Genomic DNA, 22,429 nt, shown 5'->3' with positions numbered 1-22,429 from the left:
GGCCGTAGGTGCCCGGCGGGGTGGACGAAAGATACCGGAACCCGCCGCCGGCCACGCACGTGATCCCCCCCCGGGGGGATGACGCCACCCGATGCCCGGTATGGGCGGATCTCGACATACATTCGCGGGATGAGCAACCTGGAAACGGATCCGCGCGAGTCGGCCTGCGGCGGTCTCGCGGACGTGGCGGCGAAGCCGGTGAACGAGCTGCTGACCGGCAGGGACGTCGTGCTGGGCGGCCCCCGGGCGATGAAGGTCACCAGAACCCTGCCGAACCGGGACGTCAGGATGGTCGGCGCGTGGTGTTTCGTCGACCACTACGGCCCCGAGCGGACGAGGATGCACGTCCCCCCGCATCCGCACACCGGCCTGCAGACCGTCAGCTGGCTCGTGGAGGGTGAGATCCTGCACCGCGACAGCGTCGGCAGCGAGCAGCTGGTCAGGCCGGGCCAGCTCAACCTGATGACCGCCGGGCGGGCCATCTCCCACTCGGAGGAGTCGCCCGCCGAGGTCGTGCTGCACGGGGTCCAGCTGTGGGTGGCGCTCCCCTCCGCCGCCCGCGACGCCGCCCCCGCCTTCGAGCACCACCCGGCGCTGCCCACGTTGACCTCTCCAGGAGTGGCGGTGACCGTCATCATGGGCGAGCTGGGCGGGGTCACCTCCCCGGCGACGATCCACACCCCGCTGGTCGGGGCCGAGGTGACGCTGGAGGCGGGTGCCGGGACCTCGGTCCCGCTGCGTCCCGGCTTCGAGTACGCCGTGCTGGCCCTGTCCGGCACCGTACGGGTCGGCGAGACGGCTCTCTCCCCCGGGCCGCTGCTCTACCTGGGCAGCGGGCGCTCGGAGCTGGCCCTGAGCGCCGAGGGTCCCGGGCGGCTGCTGCTCGTCGGCGGCGAGCCGTTCGAGGAGCGGATCGTCATGTGGTGGAACTTCGTCGGCCGGAGCCACGAGGAGATCGCCCGGTTCCGGCGGGAGTGGATGGAGGGTGAGGAGTTCGGCACGGTGCACGGCGCGGGAGCCGCCCCGCTGCCCGCGCCCGAGCTGCCCCTGACTCCCCTCAAGGCGCGCGGGCGCCGCCGCTAGCGGGCCGCGCACCGCTCAGATCATCCGCCGGAGGGCGGTCTCCACGGCGTCGACGAGCGCGTCGCCCTCGGTGCCGGGGTGGCGGGCAAGTCCGAGTTCGACGTCCGGCAGAGCGGGCAACGCGGCCGCGTCGTGGCAGGCCATGGCCGGTTCGAGGTTGGCGGGCAGGAGCGCCGCGGCCCCGAGCCCGGCCCGTAGCGCGGCGAGCACCCCGGCGAGACTGTTGCTCTCGAACGCCACCCGCCAGCGGCGCCCCGTGCCCTCCATCGTCTCCATCGCCTCCAGCACCGACGTCCGCCAGGCGCACGTGTTCGAGAACAGCACCACCGGCAGGGGATCGGCGTCGACGGCGACCCCCTGCCCGACCGCCCAGACCAGCGGCAGCCGCACCGTCCAGCGCGGCGGCCAGGGAAGATCCTTGACCTCGTCGAGCACGAGGTGGACACGGCCCGTGTCGTAGGCCTCCCGCATCTCCGCGCCGGAAAGGCTGAGCACCTCCAGCGTCGCGCCGGGGTGCAGCCGCGCGAGGTCGGCGAGTACTTGGGAAAGGCGGGAAGCGGCGAGATCCTCGAGGAGTCCCACCCCGCAGTGCCCGGTGAGCGCGCGTCCTGTGTCGGCGAGTGCCTGTGCCGACAGCGCGAGGATGCGCTCGGCGTAGGGCAGCAGTTCCTCGCCCGCCCGGGTCGGCGAGACGCCGGACGGCGCCCGGTGCAGCAGCGGGCTGCCGACGGCCCTTTCGAGCTTGCGCAGCTGCTGGCTGAGCGCGGGCTGGGTACGGCCGAGCGCCGCCGCCGCGCGGCTGATGCTGCCCGCCCGCACGGCGGTGACGAACGACCGCAGCAGGGCGGTGTCGAGATCACGTGCCATAAGCGTTCATTATGCCTGGTCCAACGAATTGACGACTTCCTATGGCATCGGGGGTGACCTAGCGTTGAAACGGTGATCAGATTTCGACAGGTGCTCGCGGTGCCGGGGATGACGCCGCTGCTGGGCGTCTCGCTGCTCGCTCGTGCCGCGATCACGGCGGACGCGATGGCGTTGACGATGTACGTCGTCATCGCCCTCGACATGAGTTACGCGGCGGCGGGGGCCGTGGTGGCGGCGCTCACCGCCGGGGTCGCGCTGGGCGGGCCGCTGCTGGGCCGGATGATCGACCGGCGGGGCCTGCGTACCGTGCTGCTCGCCACGGTCGTGGCGCAGCTCGTGTTCTGGCCGGCCGTGCCCGTGCTGCCGTACGTGATCCTGCTGTGCGCCTCCTTCGCCGCCGGCCTGCTGATGGTGCCGGTCCAGTCGGTCACCCGGCAGGCGATCGCCGCGATGACGACGGCGGGGCAGCGGCGGGCGGCGTTCGCGCTGGAGTCGGTGGTGGGCGAGCTGTCGTACATCGTGGGGCCGGCGGTGGTGATCGTGTGCGCGGCGACGGTGTCCCCCGGCGTGGTGGCATGGGGGGTGGGCGCCGCGATCGTCGTCGGCGGGGCGGGGATCGCCCTGCTCGACCCGCCGATGCGGGCCGAGGACGAGGCGGGCGGCGAGGCGGCGGGCCGGCCCCGGCGCCGGGAGTGGCTGGGAGCGCGCATGGTCGCCGTCCTGACGATGGGGTTCGGCGTCGCGATGCTGCTCAGCGGCGTCGACCTGGCCATCGTCGCCACTCTCCGGGAAGCCGGCCAGGTCTCGTGGGCGGCCGTGGTCGTCGTCGTGTTCGGGGTGACGTCCGTCGTGGGCGGCCTGGTGTACGGAACGCTGCCCCGGCCGATGCCCACCTGGCTGCTGCTCGGCCTGCTCGGGCTGGTGACGGTTCCGGCCGGACTCGCCCGTGACTGGCCCTGGCTGTGCGTGGCCGTCATCGGTGCCGGGCTGCTCACCGCGCCGACCCTTTCCACGGTCTCCGACGCGGTGAGCCGGCTGGCGCCGGCCGGTGCGCGAGGTGAGGCGACCGGCCTGCAGTCCTCGGCGGCGAGCGCGGGGTTCGCGCTCGGCTCCCCGGTCGTGGGAGTGGCGATCGACGCGTCCGTGCCCGCGGGCGGCTTCGCGGCGGCCGGCCTGGCCGGCCTGCTCACCGCGCTGACGGGATACCTGCTCTCGCGCCGGTCACCCGCCGCGCCGTCTCCGTCGTCCTCGCCGCGGGCACGCGAGTCCTGCGACGCCGTCGCGCCGGCCCCGTGACGCCGGCCCGGCACGGCTGCGGGCGCCGCGGGAATCGGCCCACCGGCGGCTCCGGCTCGAACCCGCCGAGACCCGGGGCCCGTCCACGGCCCGGGCCGGAGGGTGCGAAGCTGGTACGACCGGCGTCGCCGGGGGCGGCGCGCGGCCGATGGCCGGTTCTCTGTGGGAGGTAGTCGTGTCGGAGGAGTTCGACGTGGTGGTGGTGGGCGCGGGGCCCGCGGGCGAGAACGTCGCCGACCGCGCGGTCAGGGGAGGGCTGACCGCCGCGATCGTGGAGAGGGAGCTGGCCGGCGGCGAGTGCTCCTACTGGGCGTGCATCCCCAGCAAGGCACTGCTGCGCCCGGTGGAGCTGACCGCCGAGGTCGCCCGGGTGCCCGGCCTGACGCCGGGCCCGATCGACACCGCCGCCGTGCTCGCCCGGCGCGACGAGGCGGTGTCCCACTTCGACGACGGCGGCCAGGTCGAGTGGATCAAGAACGTGCCCGCGGAGTTCGTCAGGGGGCACGGGCGGCTGGACGGCCCCGGACGGGTCGTGGTGACCGCCAAGGACGGCTCGGTCCGCACGCTGACCGCCCGGCGGGCGGTCGTGCTGGCCACCGGCAGCGGCGCGGCCGTCCCGCCGATCCCCGGGCTGGCGGAGGCGTCACCGTGGACGAGCCGCGAGGTGACGTCGGCGAAGAGCGTGCCCGGACGGCTGGTCGTGCTGGGCGGCGGCGTGGTGGGCTGCGAGATGGCCCAGGCCATGCACGGGCTCGGCGCCCGGGAGACGACCGTGCTGGCGCGCGGCGGGCTGCTCGGCAGGATGGAGCCGTTCGCCGGGGAGCTGGTGGCCGCCTCGTTCGCCGAGGCGGGCATCACGGTGCGCACGGGCGTCCGGGTGACGAGGGTCGAGCGGCCCACGCCCGGCGGCCCGGTGACGGTCCACCTGTCCGAGGGCCCGCCGCTGGAGGCCGACGAGCTGCTGGTGGCCACCGGCAGGCGTCCGGCGACCGGCGACGTCGGCCTGGAGACCGTCGGGCTGGAGGCCGGGAGCACCGTGGAGGTCGATGACAGCATGCGTGCCACCGGCGTCCCCGGCGGCTGGCTGTACGCGGTGGGCGACGTCAACGGCCGCGCCCTGCTCACCCACATGGGCAAGTACCAGGCGCGGGTGTGCGGCGACGTCATCGCGGCGCGGGCCAAGGGCGAGCCCGACGACCTGCCGGGCCTGCGCGACGCGGCGGACGCGTACGGCGCGCCGCAGGTGGTCTTCACCGACCCGCAGGTGTGCTCGGTCGGCCGGACCGAGGCGGAGGCCCGCGCCGAGGGGTTCGACGTCCGCGTGGTCGAGTACGACCTGGCCAGGGTGGCGGGGGCCTACCTGCAGGGCGACGGCTACCGGGGCAGGGCCAAGGCCGTCGTGGACGAGCGGCGCCGCGTCCTGCTCGGGGTGACCTTCGCCGGCCCCGCCGTGGGCGAGATGCTGCACTCCGCGACGATCGCCGTCGTCGGCGAGGTGCCCCTCGACCGGCTCTGGCACGCCGTGCCGTCCTACCCCACGGTCAGCGAGATCTGGCTGCGGCTGCTGGAGGCGTACGGGCTCTGACCCGGCGTCCGACCCGGCGTACGCGGGCCCCGGCCCGGCGTCCGGGCCGGGAGGCGACGCCCTCCCGGCCCGGACGCCGCCGGAACCACCCTGCGGGTCACCCGCGCGCCGGCGTCGTGAACGTCACAGCCGTCACGACCGTCACGGCCGTCACCGCCCGGCGTTCTCCGCCTCCTTTGCGAGGGCGCGGCCGATGACCAGGCGCTGGACCTGGTTGGTGCCCTCGACGATCTGCAGGACCTTGGCCTCCCGCATGAGGCGCTCGACCGGGAAGTCCTCCACGTACCCGTAGCCGCCGAGGACCTGGACCGCGTCCGTGGTGACCTTCATGCACATGTCGGTGGCGAAGAGCTTCGCCATCGCGGCCCGCGTGCCGTACGGCCGGCCCGCGTCGCGCAGCCGGGCGGCGTCCAGATAGAGGGCGCGGGCGGCGGCGATCTGGGTGGCCATGTCGGCGAGCATGAAGCCGACGCCCTGGAAGTCGATGATCCGCGAGCCGAACTGGCGGCGCTCGGCGGCGTACGCGGTGGCGGTCTCGAAGGCCGCCTGGGCCACGCCCACCGCGCAGGCGGCGATGCCGAGCCTGCCGCCGTCCAGGGCGGCCATCGCGATCCGGAAGCCCTCCCCCTCGGAGCCCAGCAGGGCCTCGGGCGCCAGCCGCACCCCGTCGAAGCGGACCTGGGCGGTCGGCGAGGCCTTCATCCCCATCTTCCGCTCGGGCGCGCCGAACGACAGCCCCTCCGTCCCGGCAGGCACGTGGAAACAGGAGATGCCGCGCGCGCCGTCGGCCGAGGTGCGGGCCATCAGCGTGTAGAAGTCGGCGGCGCCGCCGTGGGTGATCCAGGCCTTCACCCCGTCGACCGTGTAGCCGACGGAACCGGTGGAGCCGCCGTCCCCGGGAACCGCCCTGGTCGTCAGCGCCGCGGCGTCGGACCCCGACTGCGGCTCCGACAGGCAGTAGGCGCCCAGCCACTCGCCGCCCAGCATCTCGGGAAGCAGCGCGGCGCGCTGCTCGGCGGTGCCGTAGGCGGCCACCGGGAAGCACGACAGCGTGTGGACCGACAGACCGAGACCGACCGCCAGCCAGCCGGCCGAGAGCTCCTCGATCACCTGCAGGTAGACCTCGTACGGCTGCGCCGCCCCGCCGTGCTCCTCGGGGTAGGGCAGGCCGAGCAGCCCCGCGCGGCCGAGCGTGGTGAACACCTCCCGGGGGAAGCGCCCTGCGGACTCGTCGGCCGCGGCCCGGGGCGCGACCTCCTTGCCGATCAGGTCGCGGACCAGGTCCAGGAGGTCATGGGCGTCGCCGGTCGGCAGAACGCGCTCAACGGTCATCTGAGTCCTTCCAGCGTGGAGACCCGCCCCAGGGTTCGCGGGGAGGGGCGCGCCCGCGTGCTCCGGGTCCCGGCGCGGAGTCCTGACCGCGAGGTCCTGGCGCGGACGGCGAGAGGGCGGCCGGGATCACCGGCCACCCCGATTCTGGCACCCTCCGCGCGACCGCGGCCACGCGACCGCGGCCGCGGGCCCTCCCCGCACGACCGGACCGGGAGCCGCCGGCCCGGGAGCCGCTAGACGACCACCAGCTCGCGCGGGCGGTGGTTGACCCGCTCGCCACCCTCCTCGGTGCAGACGAGGATGTCCTCGATGCGGGCGCCGTGGACCCCCGGCAGGTAGATTCCCGGCTCGACGGAGAAGGCGAAGCCGGGCGCCAGCGGCTCGGTGTTGCCCGCGACGATGTAGGGCTCCTCGTGGGTCTCCAGGCCGATGCCGTGGCCGGTGCGGTGGATGAAGTAGTCGCCGTAGCCCTCGGCGGCGATCACGTCGCGCGCGGCGGCGTCGACCGCCTCGCACGTCACCCCGGGGGCCACGGCGTCGCAGGCCGCCTGCTGGGCCCGCCTGAGCACCTCGTAGTACTTCAGGAAGCCGGCCGGGGGCTCGCCGACGGCGTAGACGCGCGTGGAGTCGGAGCAATAGCCGTCGGGCATCTGGCCCCCGATGTCGACCACGATCGGCTCGCGCTCCCGGACGACGCGGTCCGACAGCTCGTGGTGCGGGCTGGCGCCGTTGGGCCCGGAGCCGACGATGACGAAGTCGACGGTGGAGTGGCCGGCCGCGATGATCGCCTCGGCGATGTCCCTGCCGATCTCCCGCTCGGTCCTGCCGGCCCGCAGGAAGCCGGGCACCTGGGCGTGGACGGCGTCGATCGCGGCGCCCGCCGCGCGCAGCGCCGCCACCTCGGCCGGGCTCTTGCGCATCCGCAGCCCGCGCAGGACGGTCCCGGCGAGCACCTGCTCCGCGCCGGGGATCGCGTCGCGCAGGCGCAGCGACTGCATCGCCCACATCCGGTCGGCGAGGCCGACCCTGCGGACCGCGCCCAGACGTCTGCCGACGACCGCGTACGGGTCGTCGGTCTCGTCCCAGGGGACGAACTCGACGCCGAGCCGCGACGCCGGGGAGTGCTCGGCCGCGGGCAGCTCCAGGCGGGGCACCATCAGGAACGCCTCGCCCCTGGCCGGAAGCACCAGGCAGGTGAGCCGCTCCAGCGGCAGGGCCTCGTAACCGGTCACGTAGCGAAGGTCGGGACCGGGGGTGAGCAGCAGCGCGTCGAGCCCGGCGGCGGCGGCCGCCTCGCGGGCGGCGGCCAGGCGGGTCACGGGATAGAGGTCAGAGGGCTCCGTCGTCACGGCGACCAATCTAATCCCGGGCGGAACGACGATGCATCCGGGCCGGCCCCGGAAACCGAAAGTCAGGGAAAGGAAGGCACGAAGGCGACTCCGCCACTACAATCTGTTGAAGTACGATCACATTTTGTTGGCAAAATATCCGTAAAGCCACACATTTCGAGAGCGAGCTACATGGTCGGCGTAGTGGGCGGCCACCAGCCACCCCTCCACCCACGAAACGACCATGTGACCGGTCAGGCCCCGTCGACCGCCGCTGAGATGGTGCAGCGGTTGCGCGGCGAGCTGGACGAGCACATGGCCGTGGAGCGACAACTCCTCACCGCACGCCTGGCGCACGCGGAGCGCATGGGCGAAATGGGCTGGGCCGAGTGGAATCTTCAAACCGGAGAGTCCATCTGGTCCGACCAGGCGTACACCATATTCGGCCGCGCCCCCGGCGACGGCCCGATCCACCTGCGCGACCTGCCCGGCCACGTCGAGACGGCCGACCGGCCCGACCTCGACCGGCTGCTGTGGTCCGTCGTGCACCGGTCCGAGGCCGGGGAGGCCGAGTTCCGCATCCGCCGCCACGGGGAGCTCCGGCACCTGCGCGCCGCGCTCGACCCCGTCGTGACCGGCGGGCATCTCGCCGTGCACGGCGTCGTGCAGGACATCACCTGCCGGCGCCGCGCCGAGCGGATCATGTCGGAGTCGCGCAGCAAGCTGCTGCGGGTCCGCGAGCAGGCCGCGGAGGAGCACGACATGAGCGTGGCGCTGCGCGAGGCGATCATGCCGGGCCTGGGCGACACCATCGACCTGCCGCACGCGCGCATCGCGGTCCGCTACGTGGCGGCGGGGGTCAAGCCCGGCCTGGGCGGCGACTGGTACGACGCCGTTCCCCTGTCCGACGGCAGGGTGCTGCTCGCCATCGGCGACGTGTCCGGGCACGGGATGGCCGCGATCTCCCAGATGGCCCAGCTGCGCCACGCCCTGATCGGCCTCGCGATGACCGGCCACTCCCCCGACAGGCTGCTGGCCTGGCTCAACGACCTCGTGCTGCACCGGATGCCCGAGACGACGGCGACCGCGGTCGTCGGCCACCTCGACCCGGCCACGAGGACGTTCACCTGGGGGCAGGCGGGGCATCCGGCGCCGATCCTGGTCCGCGAGGGCACGGCCACCCAGCTCGACCCGCCCGCCGGGGTGCTGCTGGGCGCCACCCCCGACGAGCCGTACGAGCTGGCCGGGGTCGAGCTGCGGGAGGGCGATCTCCTGCTGCTGTTCACCGACGGGCTGGTGGAACGGCGCACCCGCGACATCGACGAGGGCCTGGCGCTGACCATGGAGGCCGCGGCCCTGCTGAGAGGCGACCTGGACGACGGGCTCGACCGGCTCATCGAGGTGATCGGCGGACCCAACCCCGAGGACGACACCTGCGTTCTGGCGATCGGCGTGCTCGGCTGATTGGTTAAATGGTCGCCATGCCCGGCCTGATGCTTCTCGACACCCCCTCCCTTTACTACCGCGCCTTCTACGGCATCCCCGAGTCGATGACCGCACCCGACGGGATGCCCGTCAACGCGGTGCGCGGCGTCATCGACATGATCGCCATGCTGATCCGGCGGCACTCCCCCGCCGAGCTCGTCGCCTGCATGGACGCCGACTGGCGCCCGGCCTTCCGGGTGGCGGCCATCCCGACGTACAAGACCCACCGGGTCGCCGAGGACGGCGCCGAGGAGACCCCCGACACGCTCGCCCCGCAGGTGCCGGTGATCGAGCGGGTGCTCGACGCGGTGGGCATCGCCCGCGTCGGCGTGCCCGGCTACGAGGCCGACGACGTGATGGGCACGTTCACCGCGCGGGCGAGCGGCCAGGTCGACGTCGTCACCGGCGACCGCGACCTGTTCCAGCTGGTCGACGACTCCCGGCCGGTCCGGATCCTCTACACCGCCAGGGGGGTCAAGAACCTCCAGGCGGTCGACGAGGCCGCCGTCGCCGAGAAGTACGGCATCCCCGGCCGCTCCTACGCCGACTTCGCCACCCTGCGCGGCGACCCCAGCGACGGGCTGCCGGGCGTGCCGGGGGTGGGCGACAAGACCGCGGCGGCCCTGATCACCCGGTTCGGCTCGCTGGAGGCCCTGCTGCGCGCCGCCGACGGGGGCGAGGGAGCCGGCGACCTGACCGCCGGGCAGCGCGCCAGGCTGTCGGCGGCCCGCGACTACCTGCGGGTGGCCCCCGAGGTGGTTCAGGTCGCCCGCGACGCCCCCCTCCCCGAGATCGACATCGCGCTTCCCGCCAAGCCGCGGGATCCGGAGGCCCTGGCCGCGCTGAGCGAGCGCTACGGCCTCTCCAGCCCGCTGGAGCGCCTGATCTCCGCGCTCTGACCCCGCCCGCCCCGATCCCGCCGCCCTCCGGCTCGACCCCACGCCCCGCCATCCGGATCGATCCCACCGCCGTCCGGCCCGGTCTCACCGTCTCCATCCGCCGCGTCACGGCTCTGACCTGGCTCCCGGCGGGCCACCCCACCGGCCGGTCGGCATCGCCCCGGCCGGCCGGTGGGGTGGCCCGCCGGGAGCCGGTAGGTTGCTCCGTGTGCCTCACAAGAGCATCCGGGTGCCCGGAGAGTCCCATCCGCGGCTCGACGACGGTTTCGAACGGATCCGTCGTGAGATGAAACTGCCTGAGAGCTTCCCCCGGGCCGTGGTCGACGAGGCCGAGTGGGTCGCCGAGGTGCCCGCCCTGCCCCGGCTCGACCGGACCGATCTGCCGCTGATCACCATCGACCCCCCGGGAGCGATGGACCTCGACCAGGCCGTGCACCTGGAGGAGCAGCCCGGCGGCTACCGCGTCTGGTACGCCATCGCCGACGTCGGGGCGTTCGTCAGGCCCGGCGGCGCGATCGACGCCGAGGCCCGCACCCGCGGCGAGACGGTCTACATGCCCGACGGGCGCGTGCCGCTGCATCCGCCCGTCCTGTCCGAGGGCGCCGCGAGCCTGCTGCCCGGCGTGACGCGGCCCGCCGCGCTGTGGTGCGTCGACCTGGACGCCGAAGGCCTGATCGTGGGCGCGGACGTGACCAGGGCGCTGGTGCGCAGCCGCGAGCGGCTCGACTACGACTACGCGCAGGCCGCCATCGACACCGGCACCGCCGACGGCACGCTGCGGCTGCTGGCCGAGATCGGCCGGCTCAGACTGGCCCAGGAGCGGGCCAGGGGCGGCGTGACGCTGCCCACCCCCGATCAGGAGGTCGTCCTCGACGGGGACGGCTACCGGGTGGAGATGCGCGCCCCGCTGGACGCCGAGGCGTGGAACGCGCAGATCTCGCTGCTGACGGGCATGGCCGCCGCCGCCATGATGCTGGACGCCGAGATCGGCCTGCTGCGGGTGCTGCCGCCCGCCCCGGCGGAGAGGATCGCCCAGGTGCGCCGGGTGGCCGCCGCTCTCGGCGTGCCCTGGCCCGAGGGCGCGGGGTACGGCGACGTCGTGCACTCCCTCGACCCGAAGATCCCCGAGCAGGCCGCGTTCCTGCAGGAGTCGACGGTGCTGCTGCGCGGCGCCGGATACGTCGCCTTCAACGGCGAGCCGCCCGCGCAGGCGGAGCACGCCGCCGTGGGCGCGCCGTACGCGCACGTGACAGCCCCGCTGCGCCGCCTCATCGACCGCTACGCCACGGAGATCTGCCTGGCCGTCGCGGCGGGCGAGCCGGTGCCGCAGGACGTCCAGCGGGCCATGGGCGAGCTGCCGGAGATCATGCACGCCACCGGGCGCCGCGCGGGCGGCGTCGAGCGGGCGTGCGTGGACCTGGTGGAGGCCTTCGTGCTGCGCGAGCGGGTGGGCCAGACGTTCGAGGCCGTGGTGATCGACGTGGCCGAGGACCGGCCGTGGGGCCAGGTGCAGGTCACCGACCCGGCGGTGGTGGCCCGCTGCGACGGCGAGGGGCTCCCGCTGGGAGAGACCGTACGCGTGCGGCTGACGCGCGCCGACCCGACCACCCGCGAGGTCCGCTTCAGCCTGGCCTGAGCCCCCTCGCGGAGTCCTGTCCGGCCCCCTCCGGCCCCGCATCCGGTGAGGCCCGGCGAACCGCCCGGCCGGGACCGAAGACGGCCCGGGCCGGGGACCGGGATCAGGTGAGGGACGAGTAGGCGACCACCCCGCGCCGCAGGGAGTCCATCGCCTTGCCCGCCGTCTGCTTGACCTTGCTCCCCGCCGGGGCCGCGTCGGAGATCTGGCCGAGGAGGTCGAGCAGCTGCTTGGTCCAGCGGACGAAGTCTCCGGCGGCCAGCTCCGAGCCGGCGACGCCGTCGCGGAGCACGGCGTCCAGGGTGTGGCCCTTGGCCCAGCGGAAGGCCGCCCAGGCGAAGCCGAAGTCGGGCTCCCTGATGAACGACAGGCCGTGGTCGCCCTCGATCGACTCCAGCTCACCCCAGAGGCGGACCATGTCCGCCAGCGTCTTCTGGGCCGCTCCCGCGGGGATCCTGGGCTGGCGGGCGTCGTCGGCCTGCCGCGACTCGAAGACCAGTGACGACACGCACGCGGCCAGCTCGGCCGGGTCCAGGTCGTTCCAGAGCCCCGCGCGCAGGCACTCGGCGGTCAGCAGGTCCAGCTCGGTGTAGAGCTGGGCCAGGCGGCGGCCCTCGGCGGTGACGCTCTCGCCGTCGAGGTAGCCGAGCTGGTCGAGCACCCCGCAGACCTTGTCGAAGGTACGGGCGATGACGTGGGAGCGGCCCTCGACCCGGCGGCGCAGCCCCTCGGTCTCGCGGAGCAGCTTGTAGTAGCGCTCGGCCCAGCGGGCGTGGTCCTCGCGCTCGTCGCACCCGTGGCAGGGGTGCCGGCGGATCTCCCTGCGCAGGCGGGTGATCTCGTCGTCCTCCGCGGCGTGGTCGCGCGCCCTGACGGGCTTGCCGAAGTCGCGGTCGCCGATCTTGGCGTGCACGGAGGAGACCAGGTTGGCCCGCTCCTTGGGCGAGCGGGCGTTGAAGTTCTTCGGGATGCGCAGATGCTCGACCGGCTCCACCGGGACGGGGAAGTCGGCCGGCGACAGCTTCTTGACCTGCTTGCCGATGGTCAGGACCAGCGGGGACGGGCCCTCGCCCCGGGAGTTGAGACCCGGGTCGAGGACGACGGCGAGACCCGCGCGGCGCCCGCCGGGGACCCTGATGATGTCGCCGGGCCTGAGCGCCTCCAGCGAGCGCAGCGCCTGCGTCCTGCGGGCCGCGCCGCGCTGGCGCGACAGCTCGGCCTCCCGGTCGGACAGGGCCCTGCGCATCGCGGCGTACTCCTCGAAGTCGCCCAGGTGGCAGGTCATCGCCTGGCGGTAGCCCTCCAGGGCCTCCTCGGCGCGGCGCACCTGCTTGGCGATGCCGACCACGGCCCGGTCGGCCTGGAACTGCGCGAACGAGGACTCCAGGAGGGTCCTGGCCCGCTCCCTGCCCACCTGGCCGACCAGGTTGACCGCCATGTTGTACGAGGGGCGGAAGCTGGAGCGCAGCGGGTAGGTGCGGGTGCTGGCCAGGCCGGCGACCTGGAGCGGGTCGGTGCCCGGCTGCCAGTGGACGACCGCGTGACCCTCCACGTCGATGCCGCGGCGCCCGGCCCGTCCGGTGAGCTGGGTGTACTCGCCGGGCGTGAGGTCGGCGTGGGTCTCGCCGTTCCACTTGTCGAGCTTCTCGATCACCACGGAGCGGGCGGGCATGTTGATGCCCAGCGCGAGGGTCTCGGTGGCGAACACGGCCTTGACCAGGCCCCGGGTGAACAGCTCCTCGACGACCTCCTTGAAGGCCGGGAGCATGCCCGCGTGGTGGGCGGCCAAGCCGCGCTCCAGGGCGTCGCGCCACTCCAGATAGCCGAGCACGCCCAGGTCCTCGTCGGGCAGGTGCGCGGTGCGCTCGTCGACGATCTGCCGGATCTCGTGGCGCTCGGCGTCGGTGGTCAGCCGGATGCCGTCGTGCAGGCACTGCATGACGGCGGCGTCGCAGCCGGCCCTGGAGAAGATGAAGGTGATCGCGGGCAGCAGGGCGTCGGCGTCCAGGCGCTCGATGGCCGCGGCCCGGTCCGGCGGGCCGTTCCTGCGGGGCCGCGAGTAGCCGCGGCGCCCCCTGCCGTACGCCTGGCGCTCCTCGTCCCTGGCGATGCGCAGGAGGTTGGGGTTGATCTGGGGGCGCCGGTCCTCGTCGCCGGTGACGAACAGGTCGTAGATGCGGCTGCCGACGAGCATGTGCTGCCAGAGCGGGACCGGGCGGTGCTCGTCGACGATGACGCTGGTGTCGCCGCGGACCTCGCCCATCCACTCGCCGAACTCCTCGGCGTTGCTGACCGTGGCCGACAGCGCGACCAGGCGCACCGACTCGGGCAGATGGATGATCACTTCTTCCCAGACCGCGCCGCGAAACCGGTCGGCGAGGTAGTGGACCTCGTCCATGACGACGAAGCCGAGCCCCGCCAGGGTGGAGGATCCGGCGTAGAGCATGTTGCGCAGCACCTCGGTCGTCATGACGACGATCGGGGCCTCCCCGTTGACGCTGTTGTCACCGGTGAGCAGGCCCACCTTGTCCGTGCCGTACCGCTTGACCAGGTCGTTGTACTTCTGGTTGGACAGCGCCTTGATCGGGGTGGTGTAGAAGCACTTGCGGCCCTCCTGCAGGGCCACGTGCACCGCGAACTCGCCCACGACGGTCTTGCCAGAACCGGTGGGGGCCGCCACGAGGACCCCGTCGCCCGCCTCCAGCGCCCGGCAGGCGTCGAGCTGGAAGTCGTCCAGCTCGAAGTCGTACAGACCGCGGAACGAGGTCAGCGCCGGCCCGCTCTCGGCCTGGCTCTGACGGAAGGCAGCGTATCGTTCCGCTGGGGTCGTCATGCGTCCAGCCTACCGATATCGGGATTCCGGTCCGTCCCCCCTTTCCGCCGGGCTCCGCCGTCCTGGGCGGGCTCGGACGGCGCCGGCGGACGCCGGGCGGCCCTAGACGAGGACCGTCAGCGCGCCGGGGACGATCTCGCACGTCAGCGGGGTGGGACCGACCCGCTCGCCGTCGGCGTAGGCGATCACTCCCGGCGCCTCCAGGGTCACCCGGCGGGCGCGGCGCATGGTGACGGCGGGGTGGGCGCCGTGGGAGCCCCGGTAGACGCGGGGGAAGGTGCGCAGGAACTCCCCCTTGGGGATGGCGCCGAGGATCGTCACGTCCAGCAGGCCGTCGTCGGGGACGGCGCCGGGGCACACGCGCATGCCGGCGCCGTAGGAGGAGGTGTTGCCGACCGCGACCAGCATCGCCTCACGCTCGACGATCTCGCCGTCCAGGTCGATCCTGAACGGGATGGGCCGGAAGGAGCGCAGCTCCTCGGCGAGGGCGACCAGGTATCTGGCCATGCCGGGCGGCCAGGTCATCGTGTTGGCCCGCTCGTTGACCCGGGAGTCGAAGCCGCAGGCCAGCACCCCGGCGAACCACTCGTCCTCGCCCACCTTCGCGGCGTCGACCGTGCGCACCCGCCCGCGCAGCACGGTGTCGGCGGCGGCCAGCGGCGCCTTCAGGGGGATGCCGAGCGCTGCGGCGATGTCGTTGCCGGTGCCCACCGGGATGACGCCCAGCGGCACGCCGCTGCCCGCGACCGCCTGGAGGGCCAGGTGGACCAGACCGTCGCCGCCGAAGGCCACCAGCGCCTCCGGCTGCTCGGCCACGGCCGTGCAGGCGCGTTCCAGGGCGTCGGAGGCGGAGTCTCCGAGGATCACCGAGACCTCGCGCCCGCCCTGCCTCAGGCGGTCGAGCACCGGGGAGAGCAGTCCCCGTGAACGGCCGCCGCGGGCGGCGGGGTTGACGAGGACTGCGATCTCTGCGGGCACAGACCGGAACTTATCCCCTATTTGCCGGGATCGGTGTCGGTCGTTCTCGAATCGATAGGAGCCGGGTCGCCGACGGGGGTCACGTCGCCCAGGGGCGAGGCGTCATCGAGCGGGGAGGGGTCGTCGTCGAGCGAGGAGGCCTCGTCGTCGGACAGGTGGGAGAAGTCCTCACCCTTGGACCGCCTTCTCTCCCTGAGGTACATGAACCCCTCGGCCAGGGCGAACAGCACCACCATCGGCAGGGCGAGCGCGATCATCGTGAACGGGTCGCCGCCGGGGGTGGCGACCGCGCCGAAGACGAACATGATGAAGATGACCATGCGGCGGTGCTTGGCCACCAGCGCGTGCGGCAACACCCCGATGATGTTCAGGAACACCATGAGCAGCGGCAGCTCGAAGGAGATGCCGAACACGATGAGCATGATCAGCGCGTAGCTGAGGTACTCGTCGATCGTGAGGCCGACCACCGTCCCCGGCGGGGCGAATCCCAGCAGGATCGACAGGCCCGTGTCCATCACGAAGTAGGCCAGCGCCGCGCCCGCGAGGAACAGCGGGACGGCCAGCATGATGAACAGGATCGAGTAGCGCTTCTCGTTGCGGTACAGGCCCGGGGTGACGAAGCCCCAGATCTGCCACAGCCAGATCGGCGAGGAGGCCACCAGGCCGAACATCGCCGCGACCTTCAGGTTCACGAAGAAGGAGTCGAAGACGCCGAGGATCAGCATCGTGCACTGCCCGGACCGCAGCTCCTGCGCCTGCGGAAGCCCGCAGTAGGGCGCCGACACGAACTCCCAGATCGGAGCGAAGAAGATGAAGCCGACGATGGTGCCGGCGACCAGGCCGAGCAGGGCGATGACCAGCCGGTTACGCAGCTCGCGCAGGTGCTCCATGAGCGGCATGCGGCCGTCGCCCGCATCGGCGGGCGGTGGGGCCGCCCCGTTCCGGCCCGGTTTGGGCCACTTCAGCAGCGCCATTCGCGAATCCTGGGGTGACGAGTCGGATGATCAGGGTAGATCTTCAGGCTACCGCCGATCACTGCGACTTGGGCGCTCCGGCCTGGGCGCGCAGCCGGGCGGCCTGCTCCTCGAGGCGGCGGGCCTCCTCCTCGGCGCTCGGCGCCGGGGCCTGGGTCGCGGCCGGGATCGGCTGCGGAGCCGGCGCCGGGGGCTGGGGCTGCGCCTGGACGACCGTGGCGGTCGTGGTCTGCGGCTCGTCCTCGTCGCGGAGCTTGGCGGTCTCCGACTTGAAGATGCGCAGCGACCGGCCGAGCCCGCGGGCGGCTTCCGGCAGCTTCTTGGCGCCGAAGAGCAGCACCAGGATCAGGCCGATGATGATCAGCTCAGTGGGTCCGAGGTTGGGCATTACACATCCTTACGCCGGGCGACGTGCAGTCTCTGGTCCCGATCGTACGCTCCTCCGGGGACAGACTCATCCCTTTGTCCCCGTACAGCCGCCGTACGCTCGCCGAACAGAACGCGAACGGGTTCCAGTCTCCCCTGGGTGCGGTCGACCTCGCGGCCCAGTTCGGCGGCCGCACGCAGCACGCGGACGGCGAGGAAGGCCAGGACGGCGAGCCCGGCGAAGGTCAGCGAGATCGCGGCGATGATCCAGCTCATGTCGGGAGGCTCCAGCTCCGTGCGTCAGGAGACACGTCAGGAAACCGACTCGTAACGATTCAGCGCGGCGGTGGCCGCGGCCCGGACGCTCGCGTCCAGCGAGGCGGGCGAGACCACCCTGCCGGTGTCGCCGAGGCGCAGCGCCAGGCGTACCAGCCAGCCCTGGTCCCTGGCCCGCAGGGCCACCCGCACGCGGCCCTCGCCGAGCTCGGTGACCCGCTCGCACGGGTAGTACTCGGCGACCCAGCGGCCCGCGGCGGTCAGCTCCAGCTCCACCAGCTCGTCAGTCGGCGAGGGCCGGAACACCCCGGGCGTCACCTCGTCGGCCACGGCGTCCTCCGGCGGGTCGGCGGGCACGTCGAGCACGTCGACGGAGAGCATCCGGTCCAGCCGGAACAGCCGGACCGCCTCGGCCCGGTAGCACCAGCCCGACAGGTAGGGGCGGCCGTCCACGACGACCAGGCGCATCGGGTCGACCTCGCGCGGGGTGATCTCGTCGCGTCCCGGCACGTAGTAGCGCAGCGACAGCCGCCTGCGGCTCCGCAGCGCCTCGTTGACGACGGGCAGCGCGTCGGGCGCGGCGTCGACCTCCACCGCGACCTGGCTGCTGACCGCCGCGGCGCCCTCGCCCGAGGCCTGCTCGAACTTGGCGATGACCCGGGCCAGCGCGTCGCGCTCCCCGAACTCCGGCATCTCGGCGAGCAGGCGCAGCGCGACCAGCAGGGCGCTGGCCTCGTCCACGCCCAGCCGCAGCGGGCGGGCGATGGTCTCGGCGTTGTCGATGACGATCTCCCCGCCGTCCCACGACACGTCGATCAGGTCGCCGGGGGTGTGGCCGGGCAGCCCGCACATCCACACCAGCTGCAGGTCGTCGATGAGCTGCTTCTCGCTCAGCCCGAAGATCTTCGCGACCTCGGGCACCTGGGCCCCGGGGTGCGACATCAGGTAGGGAACCAGTGCCAGCAGCCTGGGCAGGCGATCGGCCGTGCTCACGCGAGTGCTCCCTTCAGGCGGCAGATGACCGCGTCGCGGGCGTCCGGCGGGCCGACCACCTCGGCGTCCGCGGCGAAGCCCACGATCCACCCGGCCAGCCGGCCCGGGTCGGTGAAGTCGACGTCCAGCTCGTCCCAGCCGTCGCCGGCGGGCCGCACCGCCTTCGCCACCTGGCGCAGTCCCTGGCAGGTGTCCCGCCTCACCCGGATGAGGGCGGTGCGCTCGCGGACGGCGGCGTCGCTGAAGCCGACCATGGACTTGATGTCGACGCCCTCGGGCACCACCACGGCGCCGGGGCGGCCGACGGTGGTGACCGTGCCGCTGATCCTGCTGAGCCGGAAGACCCTCGGCGCGTCCCGGTCGCGGTCGTGGCCGACCATGTACCAGCGGCCCCGGCGGCTGACGACGCCCCACGGCTCCACCGTGCGGGTCAGCACGTTCTGGCTGGCCGCCGCCCGGTAGGCGAACCGGACCGCGCGCCGGTCGCGCACGGCCTCCCACAGGGCGGGGAAGGACGGGTCCTGGGTGTCGACGCGCAGCTCCAGCGCCCCGCCGAGCACCCCGTGGGCCTCGTCGGTCTGCACGCCCCCGGCGCGCAGCTTCAGCAGCGCCCCGCTGGCCGCCTCGGCCAGGCTGGCCCGCTGCCACACCTGGGCCGCCAGGCCCACCACGGCGGCCTCGTCGGGCTCCAGGGTGATCTCCGGCAGCTCGTACGCCGACCGGACGATCCGGTAGCCCGGATCCTCCTCCCACGGGTCCTTGTGGACCTCGATCGGGATGCCGATCTCCCGCAGCTCGTTCTTGTCCCGCTCGAACATCCGCTGGAAGGCCTCGTCGTTGTCGGCGTCGTAGCCCGGCACCGCCTGGCGGATGTGCTCGGCACTGAGCGGCCGCCGCGTGGCCAGCAGGCAGATCACGAGATTGAGCAGCCGCTCGGTCTTCCGGCGCGACATCCGGCCTCCTCCCTGTTCGAGTGACGCTACCCTTCCCCCGTGATCAGATGGCGCAGGGGCGAGGTCGTACGGGTCCGGCGCGAGTGGCCGGGGGCGGTGGAACTCGACGTGACCACCGAGGACGGTGAGGCGCGCGCGCTCGCCTACCCGGCCCTGGTGGGACGCCCGGAGCCCGGTGACGTGGTGCTGCTCAACACGACCGCGCTCGCGATGGGTCTCGGTACGGGAGGCTACGCCATGGTGGTGGCTGTTCCCGACCGTTTGCCGCAAGATCCCCAAGGCCCCGGACACCTGGTGAAGGCACGCTACACCCCGTTGCAGGCCACCGTCCTCGGCGCGGACGAGCAGGATTCGCCCTTCCACGAGGTCCTGCGCGACGCCGACTCCGTGGACGGCATGCCGGTGATCGTCGCTGACCTGCACTCGGCCCTGCCCGCGATCCTCTGCGGCCTGTACGGCACCACCCCGCCCGGGTCCGGGAAATTCGCGGGCGAACCCGGCGGCCGGCACCCGCCCGAGCCCGGGGAGACCGCGGCCGGACCCGGCGGCAGGGAGCGCGGAAAGCCCGTCAGGGTCGCCTACGTGATGCTCGACGGGGGCGCGCTGCCCGCCTGGTTCTCCATGTCGTGCGCGCGGCTGCGGGAGACCGGCTGGCTGTGCGGGGTCGTCACGGCGGGCCAGGCCTTCGGCGGCGACGTGGAGGTGGTGACCCCGCACACCGGCCTGCTGGCGGCCAGGCACGTCCTGGAGGCCGACGTCGCGATCGTCACCCAGGGGCCGGGCAACCTGGGCAGCGGCACCCGCTGGGGTTTCTCCGGCGTCTCGGCCGGGGAGGCGGTCAACGCCGCCGCCGTCCTGGGTGGCCGCCCGGTCGCGGCGCTGCGGGTCAGCGAGGGCGACCTGCGCGAGCGCCACATCGGGGTCTCGCACCACTCGCTGACCGCCTACGGCCGGGTGGCGCTCGCCCCGGCCCAGGTCGCCGTGCCCGTGCTGCCCGGCGACTTCGGCAGGCGGGTGGCCGAGCAGTCGCGCCCGCTCGCCGCGCGGCACGAGCTGGTCGAGGTGCCGGTGGACGGGCTGCACGAGGCGCTGCGGGGCTCTCCGGTGCGGCTGTCGACGATGGGCCGGGGGCTGGAGGAGGACCTGGCCTACTTCCTGGCCTCGGCCGCCGCCGGGCGCCACGCGGCCTCGCTGCTGTCGTAGAAGTCCTTGAAGGTGAAGGCCTCCGGCGTGGGGCCCTCGGCCTTCAGCCTCTCCAGGCGTTCCATCCCCTCGGCGAGCGTCGGCTCGTGCCCCTCGGGGATCCACCACATCACCGAGTACGGCTCCGCGATGCGCAGGAACCACTCCCTGCGCCGCTGCAGGAACGCCAGGTGGCCGCTGCGGTAGACGTAGTTCCACAGCGCGTCGCGCGACCTCCACACGGAGAAGGTGATCATCAGGTGGTCACCGTACCCGTGCTCGATCAGGTCCTCGGGGCCGTCACCCCCCTTGAGCCGCCACACGAAGCCGGGATCGGCCTCGGCCAGCCGGTTCATGGGGTCGAGGCCGGCGATGAAGGAGGCCAGTTCCGGGGAGTCCTTGGGCGCGCGCGGGTGGGCGACGTTCAGCTGGGCCAGATGCATGGACACAGCAGATCATCCCCGATCCTTCTATGTCAATCTCCATTGTTTTTAGAAAAGGTGACGCAGCACTCCCCCGGGCGCGGGTCCAGGCTGGCCGCCGAGGCGTCCTGCCCGAGCGCGTCGAGCAGCCCGCGGCACAGCTCCAGGTTCACCGAGCAGACCAGCAGCGGATGCTCCTCGGCCGGCACGTGGAACGGGCAGTTGCGCAGCCGCATCCGGCCGCCCTCCTCGTACGGCTCGTACCCGCGCCGCCGCAGCACCCCGGCGAGATCCTCGCCCTCCCCCGCGGACCGGGCCCCCGCCCGCCGGGCGGCCTGCTCGGCCCGCTCGTCCCCGCCGAGCAGCTCGACCGCCTCCGCCAGCACCAGGGCGAGGGTGCGGTAGTCCCTGGCCGGCACGCTGACCTGCCACTCCCCCGGCGCCCTGCGGTAGACCTTCGCCGGCCTGCCGCTGCCGGGTCCCGTCCGCTCCGTCAGCCGCCGGAACCCCGCCTCGAGCAGGCCCGCCTCGACGAGCCGGTCGAGGTGGAAGGCGGCCAGGGTCCGCTGGACCCCCACCGCCTCGGCCGCCTCGTTGCGCCCCACGTCCTGGCCCCGGGAGGCCACGTAGTCGTAGACGGCCCGGCGCACCGGGTCGTGAAGTACCGCCACCGTGTCAAGGTCGTCGCCGCTCACAGCCCGGATTGTAGGCCGCGGCCCCCGGAGGCCGGCCCTCGCCCGGCGGACCGCCCGGCCCGTGCGCGGACCCGGGCGGCACGATCGCGCGGACCGGGCACCTTGCCGGGAAAGCACCGGGAAAGCACGGAGCCCGGCCGTGCGCGCACGGCCGGGCTCCGGGATGGGGCGGGTCGCCCCGGCGACGGCCCGGCGGGCCTCGCCGGGGACGGAACGCCGGATCAGCGGAATCAGTAGGCGCCCAGCACGTCGACCAGGAAGACGAGGGTGTCGGTGCCCTTGATCTTTTCGCCGCTGCCCGCCTTGCCGTAACCGAGGTCCGGCGGGATGCTCAGCAGGACCCGGCTGCCGACCGGGACGCCGACCAGACCCTGGTCCCAGCCCTTGATGACCTTGCCGGCGCCGATCGGGAACATGATCGGCTGGGCGCCGCGGGACCAGCTGCTGTCGAACTCGACGTCCGATCCCCAGATCTTCCCGGCGTACTGCACCAGGATCGACTGGCCGGTCTTGACCTCGGGGCCGGTGCCCTTGATCACGGTCTTGGCGACGAGCTCCTTGGGAGCCTTCTTCTTGGTCTTGGTGGTGAGCTTCGGCGCGGCGTCGCCACCGGGGTTCTCCACCTTGATCCCCTCGACGCCGGGATCGGTCGCGGTGCCCTGGGCGGCCTTGGCCTGGGGGACGCCCACCACGTCGACCACGAAGACCTGCGACTGGCCAGGAGGGGCCTGCGCCTGCTGCTCGGCGGGCAGCGTGTCCTTGGCGACGACCGACATGAACCTGCCGCCGCCCTTGGTCTCGGCGAAGCCCTTGCGGAGGATCTCCGGGACCTGCTCGTTGAGCGTGATGACCTGCGGCCCGCCCTCGTCGTAGGTCGAACCGGCGATCTTGTTCTCCTTGCCGTCCCAGGTGAAGACGGTGAAGTTGGCGATCACGCTGGTGCCGAGCTTGGCGGTCTCGCCGGTGGTGCCGGGGGTGAGCACCTTGTAGGAGGAGGTCTCGACGACCTTGGACGGGAAGGCGACGGTCGGCTTGGCGCCGGCCTGTCCGGTTACCTGCAGCTCGGTGACCCCGCTGCTGCTGGCGGGACTGGAGGCGCCGGTGGCCACGCCTCCGCCGGAGCCACATGCTGCGGCGAACATCAGAGGCACTGCGGCCAGTACGGCCATGCTGCGGCGGCGCATAGGTATCCCTCAAGCAGACGTCAGGTTCGCGCCACACTACCCGTCCCGGCGTACGGAGGAGG

The 22,429-nt window shown here is 73.4% G+C and carries 20 protein-coding genes; 7 read left to right on the top strand and 13 right to left on the bottom strand.

The window, feature by feature from the left end:
- Window positions 1–129 precede the first annotated feature (129 nt).
- On the top strand, window positions 130–1,083 hold the full coding sequence (locus ACTOQ2_RS09255; protein WP_440099243.1) for a pirin family protein: 954 nt from the start codon (window positions 130–132) through the stop codon (window positions 1,081–1,083).
- A 15-nt stretch (window positions 1,084–1,098) separates the two neighbouring features.
- Here the strand turns inward: ACTOQ2_RS09255 and ACTOQ2_RS09250 are convergent, their stop codons facing one another.
- Window positions 1,099–1,950 (bottom strand): LysR family transcriptional regulator, encoded by an 852-nt coding sequence (locus ACTOQ2_RS09250; RefSeq protein WP_440099242.1) that lies wholly within the window; start codon window positions 1,948–1,950, stop codon window positions 1,099–1,101.
- Window positions 1,951–2,022: 72 nt separating this feature from the next.
- On the opposite strand from ACTOQ2_RS09250, the gene ACTOQ2_RS09245 reads away from it, so the two are divergent.
- Together ACTOQ2_RS09245 and ACTOQ2_RS09240 are read left to right on the top strand one after the other, a co-directional pair.
- Complete coding sequence (locus ACTOQ2_RS09245) at window positions 2,023–3,246, top strand: MFS transporter (RefSeq protein WP_440099241.1); 1,224 nt, start codon at window positions 2,023–2,025, stop codon at window positions 3,244–3,246.
- A 175-nt stretch (window positions 3,247–3,421) separates the two neighbouring features.
- Complete coding sequence (locus ACTOQ2_RS09240) at window positions 3,422–4,831, top strand: dihydrolipoyl dehydrogenase family protein (RefSeq protein ID WP_440099240.1); 1,410 nt, start codon at window positions 3,422–3,424, stop codon at window positions 4,829–4,831.
- A gap of 150 nt (window positions 4,832–4,981) precedes the next feature.
- On the opposite strand, the gene ACTOQ2_RS09235 is transcribed toward ACTOQ2_RS09240, so the two are convergent.
- Both ACTOQ2_RS09235 and ACTOQ2_RS09230 read right to left on the bottom strand, forming a co-directional pair.
- Window positions 4,982–6,163, bottom strand: a complete 1,182-nt coding sequence (locus tag ACTOQ2_RS09235) for an acyl-CoA dehydrogenase family protein (RefSeq protein ID WP_440066191.1) — start codon at window positions 6,161–6,163, stop codon at window positions 4,982–4,984.
- A 233-nt stretch (window positions 6,164–6,396) separates the two neighbouring features.
- Window positions 6,397–7,512, bottom strand: coding sequence for a M24 family metallopeptidase (locus tag ACTOQ2_RS09230; protein ID WP_440099239.1), 1,116 nt, complete (start codon window positions 7,510–7,512; stop codon window positions 6,397–6,399).
- Window positions 7,513–7,737: 225 nt separating this feature from the next.
- Here ACTOQ2_RS09230 and ACTOQ2_RS09225 point away from each other — a divergent pair, with 225 nt between their 5' ends.
- The 3 genes from ACTOQ2_RS09225 to ACTOQ2_RS09215 all read left to right on the top strand — a co-directional run bounded on the left by ACTOQ2_RS09225 (window position 7,738) and on the right by ACTOQ2_RS09215 (window position 11,511).
- The gene (locus tag ACTOQ2_RS09225; RefSeq protein WP_440099238.1) at window positions 7,738–8,955 is read left to right on the top strand and encodes a PP2C family protein-serine/threonine phosphatase; all 1,218 of its coding nucleotides are present in this window, start codon (window positions 7,738–7,740) and stop codon (window positions 8,953–8,955) included.
- Window positions 8,956–8,972: 17 nt separating this feature from the next.
- Entirely contained in the window at window positions 8,973–9,875 is a 903-nt protein-coding gene (locus ACTOQ2_RS09220; RefSeq protein ID WP_440099237.1) for a 5'-3' exonuclease, read from the top strand.
- 286 nt (window positions 9,876–10,161) lie between these two features.
- The gene (locus ACTOQ2_RS09215; protein ID WP_440099236.1) at window positions 10,162–11,511 is read left to right on the top strand and encodes an RNB domain-containing ribonuclease; all 1,350 of its coding nucleotides are present in this window, start codon (window positions 10,162–10,164) and stop codon (window positions 11,509–11,511) included.
- A gap of 103 nt (window positions 11,512–11,614) precedes the next feature.
- Here the strand turns inward: ACTOQ2_RS09215 and ACTOQ2_RS09210 are convergent, their stop codons facing one another.
- The 7 genes from ACTOQ2_RS09210 to ACTOQ2_RS09180 all read right to left on the bottom strand — a co-directional run bounded on the left by ACTOQ2_RS09210 (window position 11,615) and on the right by ACTOQ2_RS09180 (window position 18,884).
- Entirely contained in the window at window positions 11,615–14,344 is a 2,730-nt protein-coding gene (locus ACTOQ2_RS09210; RefSeq protein WP_440066181.1) for a DEAD/DEAH box helicase, read from the bottom strand.
- 102 nt (window positions 14,345–14,446) lie between these two features.
- Window positions 14,447–15,322, bottom strand: a complete 876-nt coding sequence (locus ACTOQ2_RS09205) for a diacylglycerol/lipid kinase family protein (RefSeq protein ID WP_440099235.1) — start codon at window positions 15,320–15,322, stop codon at window positions 14,447–14,449.
- A 17-nt stretch (window positions 15,323–15,339) separates the two neighbouring features.
- Window positions 15,340–16,296 (bottom strand): twin-arginine translocase subunit TatC, encoded by a 957-nt coding sequence (gene tatC, locus ACTOQ2_RS09200; protein ID WP_440099234.1) that lies wholly within the window; start codon window positions 16,294–16,296, stop codon window positions 15,340–15,342.
- A gap of 58 nt (window positions 16,297–16,354) precedes the next feature.
- Window positions 16,355–16,684 carry a Sec-independent protein translocase subunit TatA gene (tatA, locus tag ACTOQ2_RS09195; RefSeq protein WP_440084874.1) on the bottom strand — a complete coding sequence of 110 codons (330 nt, stop codon included), beginning with the start codon at window positions 16,682–16,684 and terminating at the stop codon, window positions 16,355–16,357.
- Entirely contained in the window at window positions 16,684–16,938 is a 255-nt protein-coding gene (locus tag ACTOQ2_RS09190) for a hypothetical protein (protein ID WP_440066176.1), read from the bottom strand. The genes tatA and ACTOQ2_RS09190 overlap by 1 nt, the downstream gene beginning before the upstream one ends.
- A gap of 36 nt (window positions 16,939–16,974) precedes the next feature.
- The gene (locus ACTOQ2_RS09185) at window positions 16,975–17,931 is read right to left on the bottom strand and encodes a helix-turn-helix transcriptional regulator (protein ID WP_440066174.1); all 957 of its coding nucleotides are present in this window, start codon (window positions 17,929–17,931) and stop codon (window positions 16,975–16,977) included.
- On the bottom strand, window positions 17,928–18,884 hold the full coding sequence (locus tag ACTOQ2_RS09180) for a helix-turn-helix transcriptional regulator (protein ID WP_435288033.1): 957 nt from the start codon (window positions 18,882–18,884) through the stop codon (window positions 17,928–17,930). The genes ACTOQ2_RS09185 and ACTOQ2_RS09180 overlap by 4 nt, the downstream gene beginning before the upstream one ends.
- A gap of 39 nt (window positions 18,885–18,923) precedes the next feature.
- On the opposite strand from ACTOQ2_RS09180, the gene ACTOQ2_RS09175 reads away from it, so the two are divergent.
- Complete coding sequence (locus tag ACTOQ2_RS09175) at window positions 18,924–20,087, top strand: DUF3866 family protein (protein ID WP_440099233.1); 1,164 nt, start codon at window positions 18,924–18,926, stop codon at window positions 20,085–20,087.
- Here the strand turns inward: ACTOQ2_RS09175 and ACTOQ2_RS09170 are convergent.
- From ACTOQ2_RS09170 to ACTOQ2_RS09160, 3 genes are all read right to left on the bottom strand, one after another.
- Window positions 20,033–20,509 carry a DUF3291 domain-containing protein gene (locus ACTOQ2_RS09170; protein WP_440099375.1) on the bottom strand — a complete coding sequence of 159 codons (477 nt, stop codon included), beginning with the start codon at window positions 20,507–20,509 and terminating at the stop codon, window positions 20,033–20,035. The genes ACTOQ2_RS09175 and ACTOQ2_RS09170 overlap by 55 nt on opposite strands.
- A 32-nt stretch (window positions 20,510–20,541) precedes the next feature.
- Window positions 20,542–21,183 (bottom strand): helix-turn-helix transcriptional regulator, encoded by a 642-nt coding sequence (locus tag ACTOQ2_RS09165; protein WP_440099232.1) that lies wholly within the window; start codon window positions 21,181–21,183, stop codon window positions 20,542–20,544.
- Window positions 21,184–21,413: 230 nt separating this feature from the next.
- A complete protein-coding gene (locus ACTOQ2_RS09160; protein WP_440099231.1) occupies window positions 21,414–22,367 on the bottom strand; it encodes an FKBP-type peptidyl-prolyl cis-trans isomerase in 954 nt (317 codons plus the stop codon).
- Window positions 22,368–22,429: the final 62 nt, after the last annotated feature.

The organism is Streptosporangium sp. H16, from assembly GCF_051918855.1.
Lineage (GTDB): Bacteria > Actinomycetota > Actinomycetes > Streptosporangiales > Streptosporangiaceae > Streptosporangium.
Note: the sequence above shows the minus strand (reverse complement) of the source record. Positions and strands in the feature narration are given on the sequence as shown.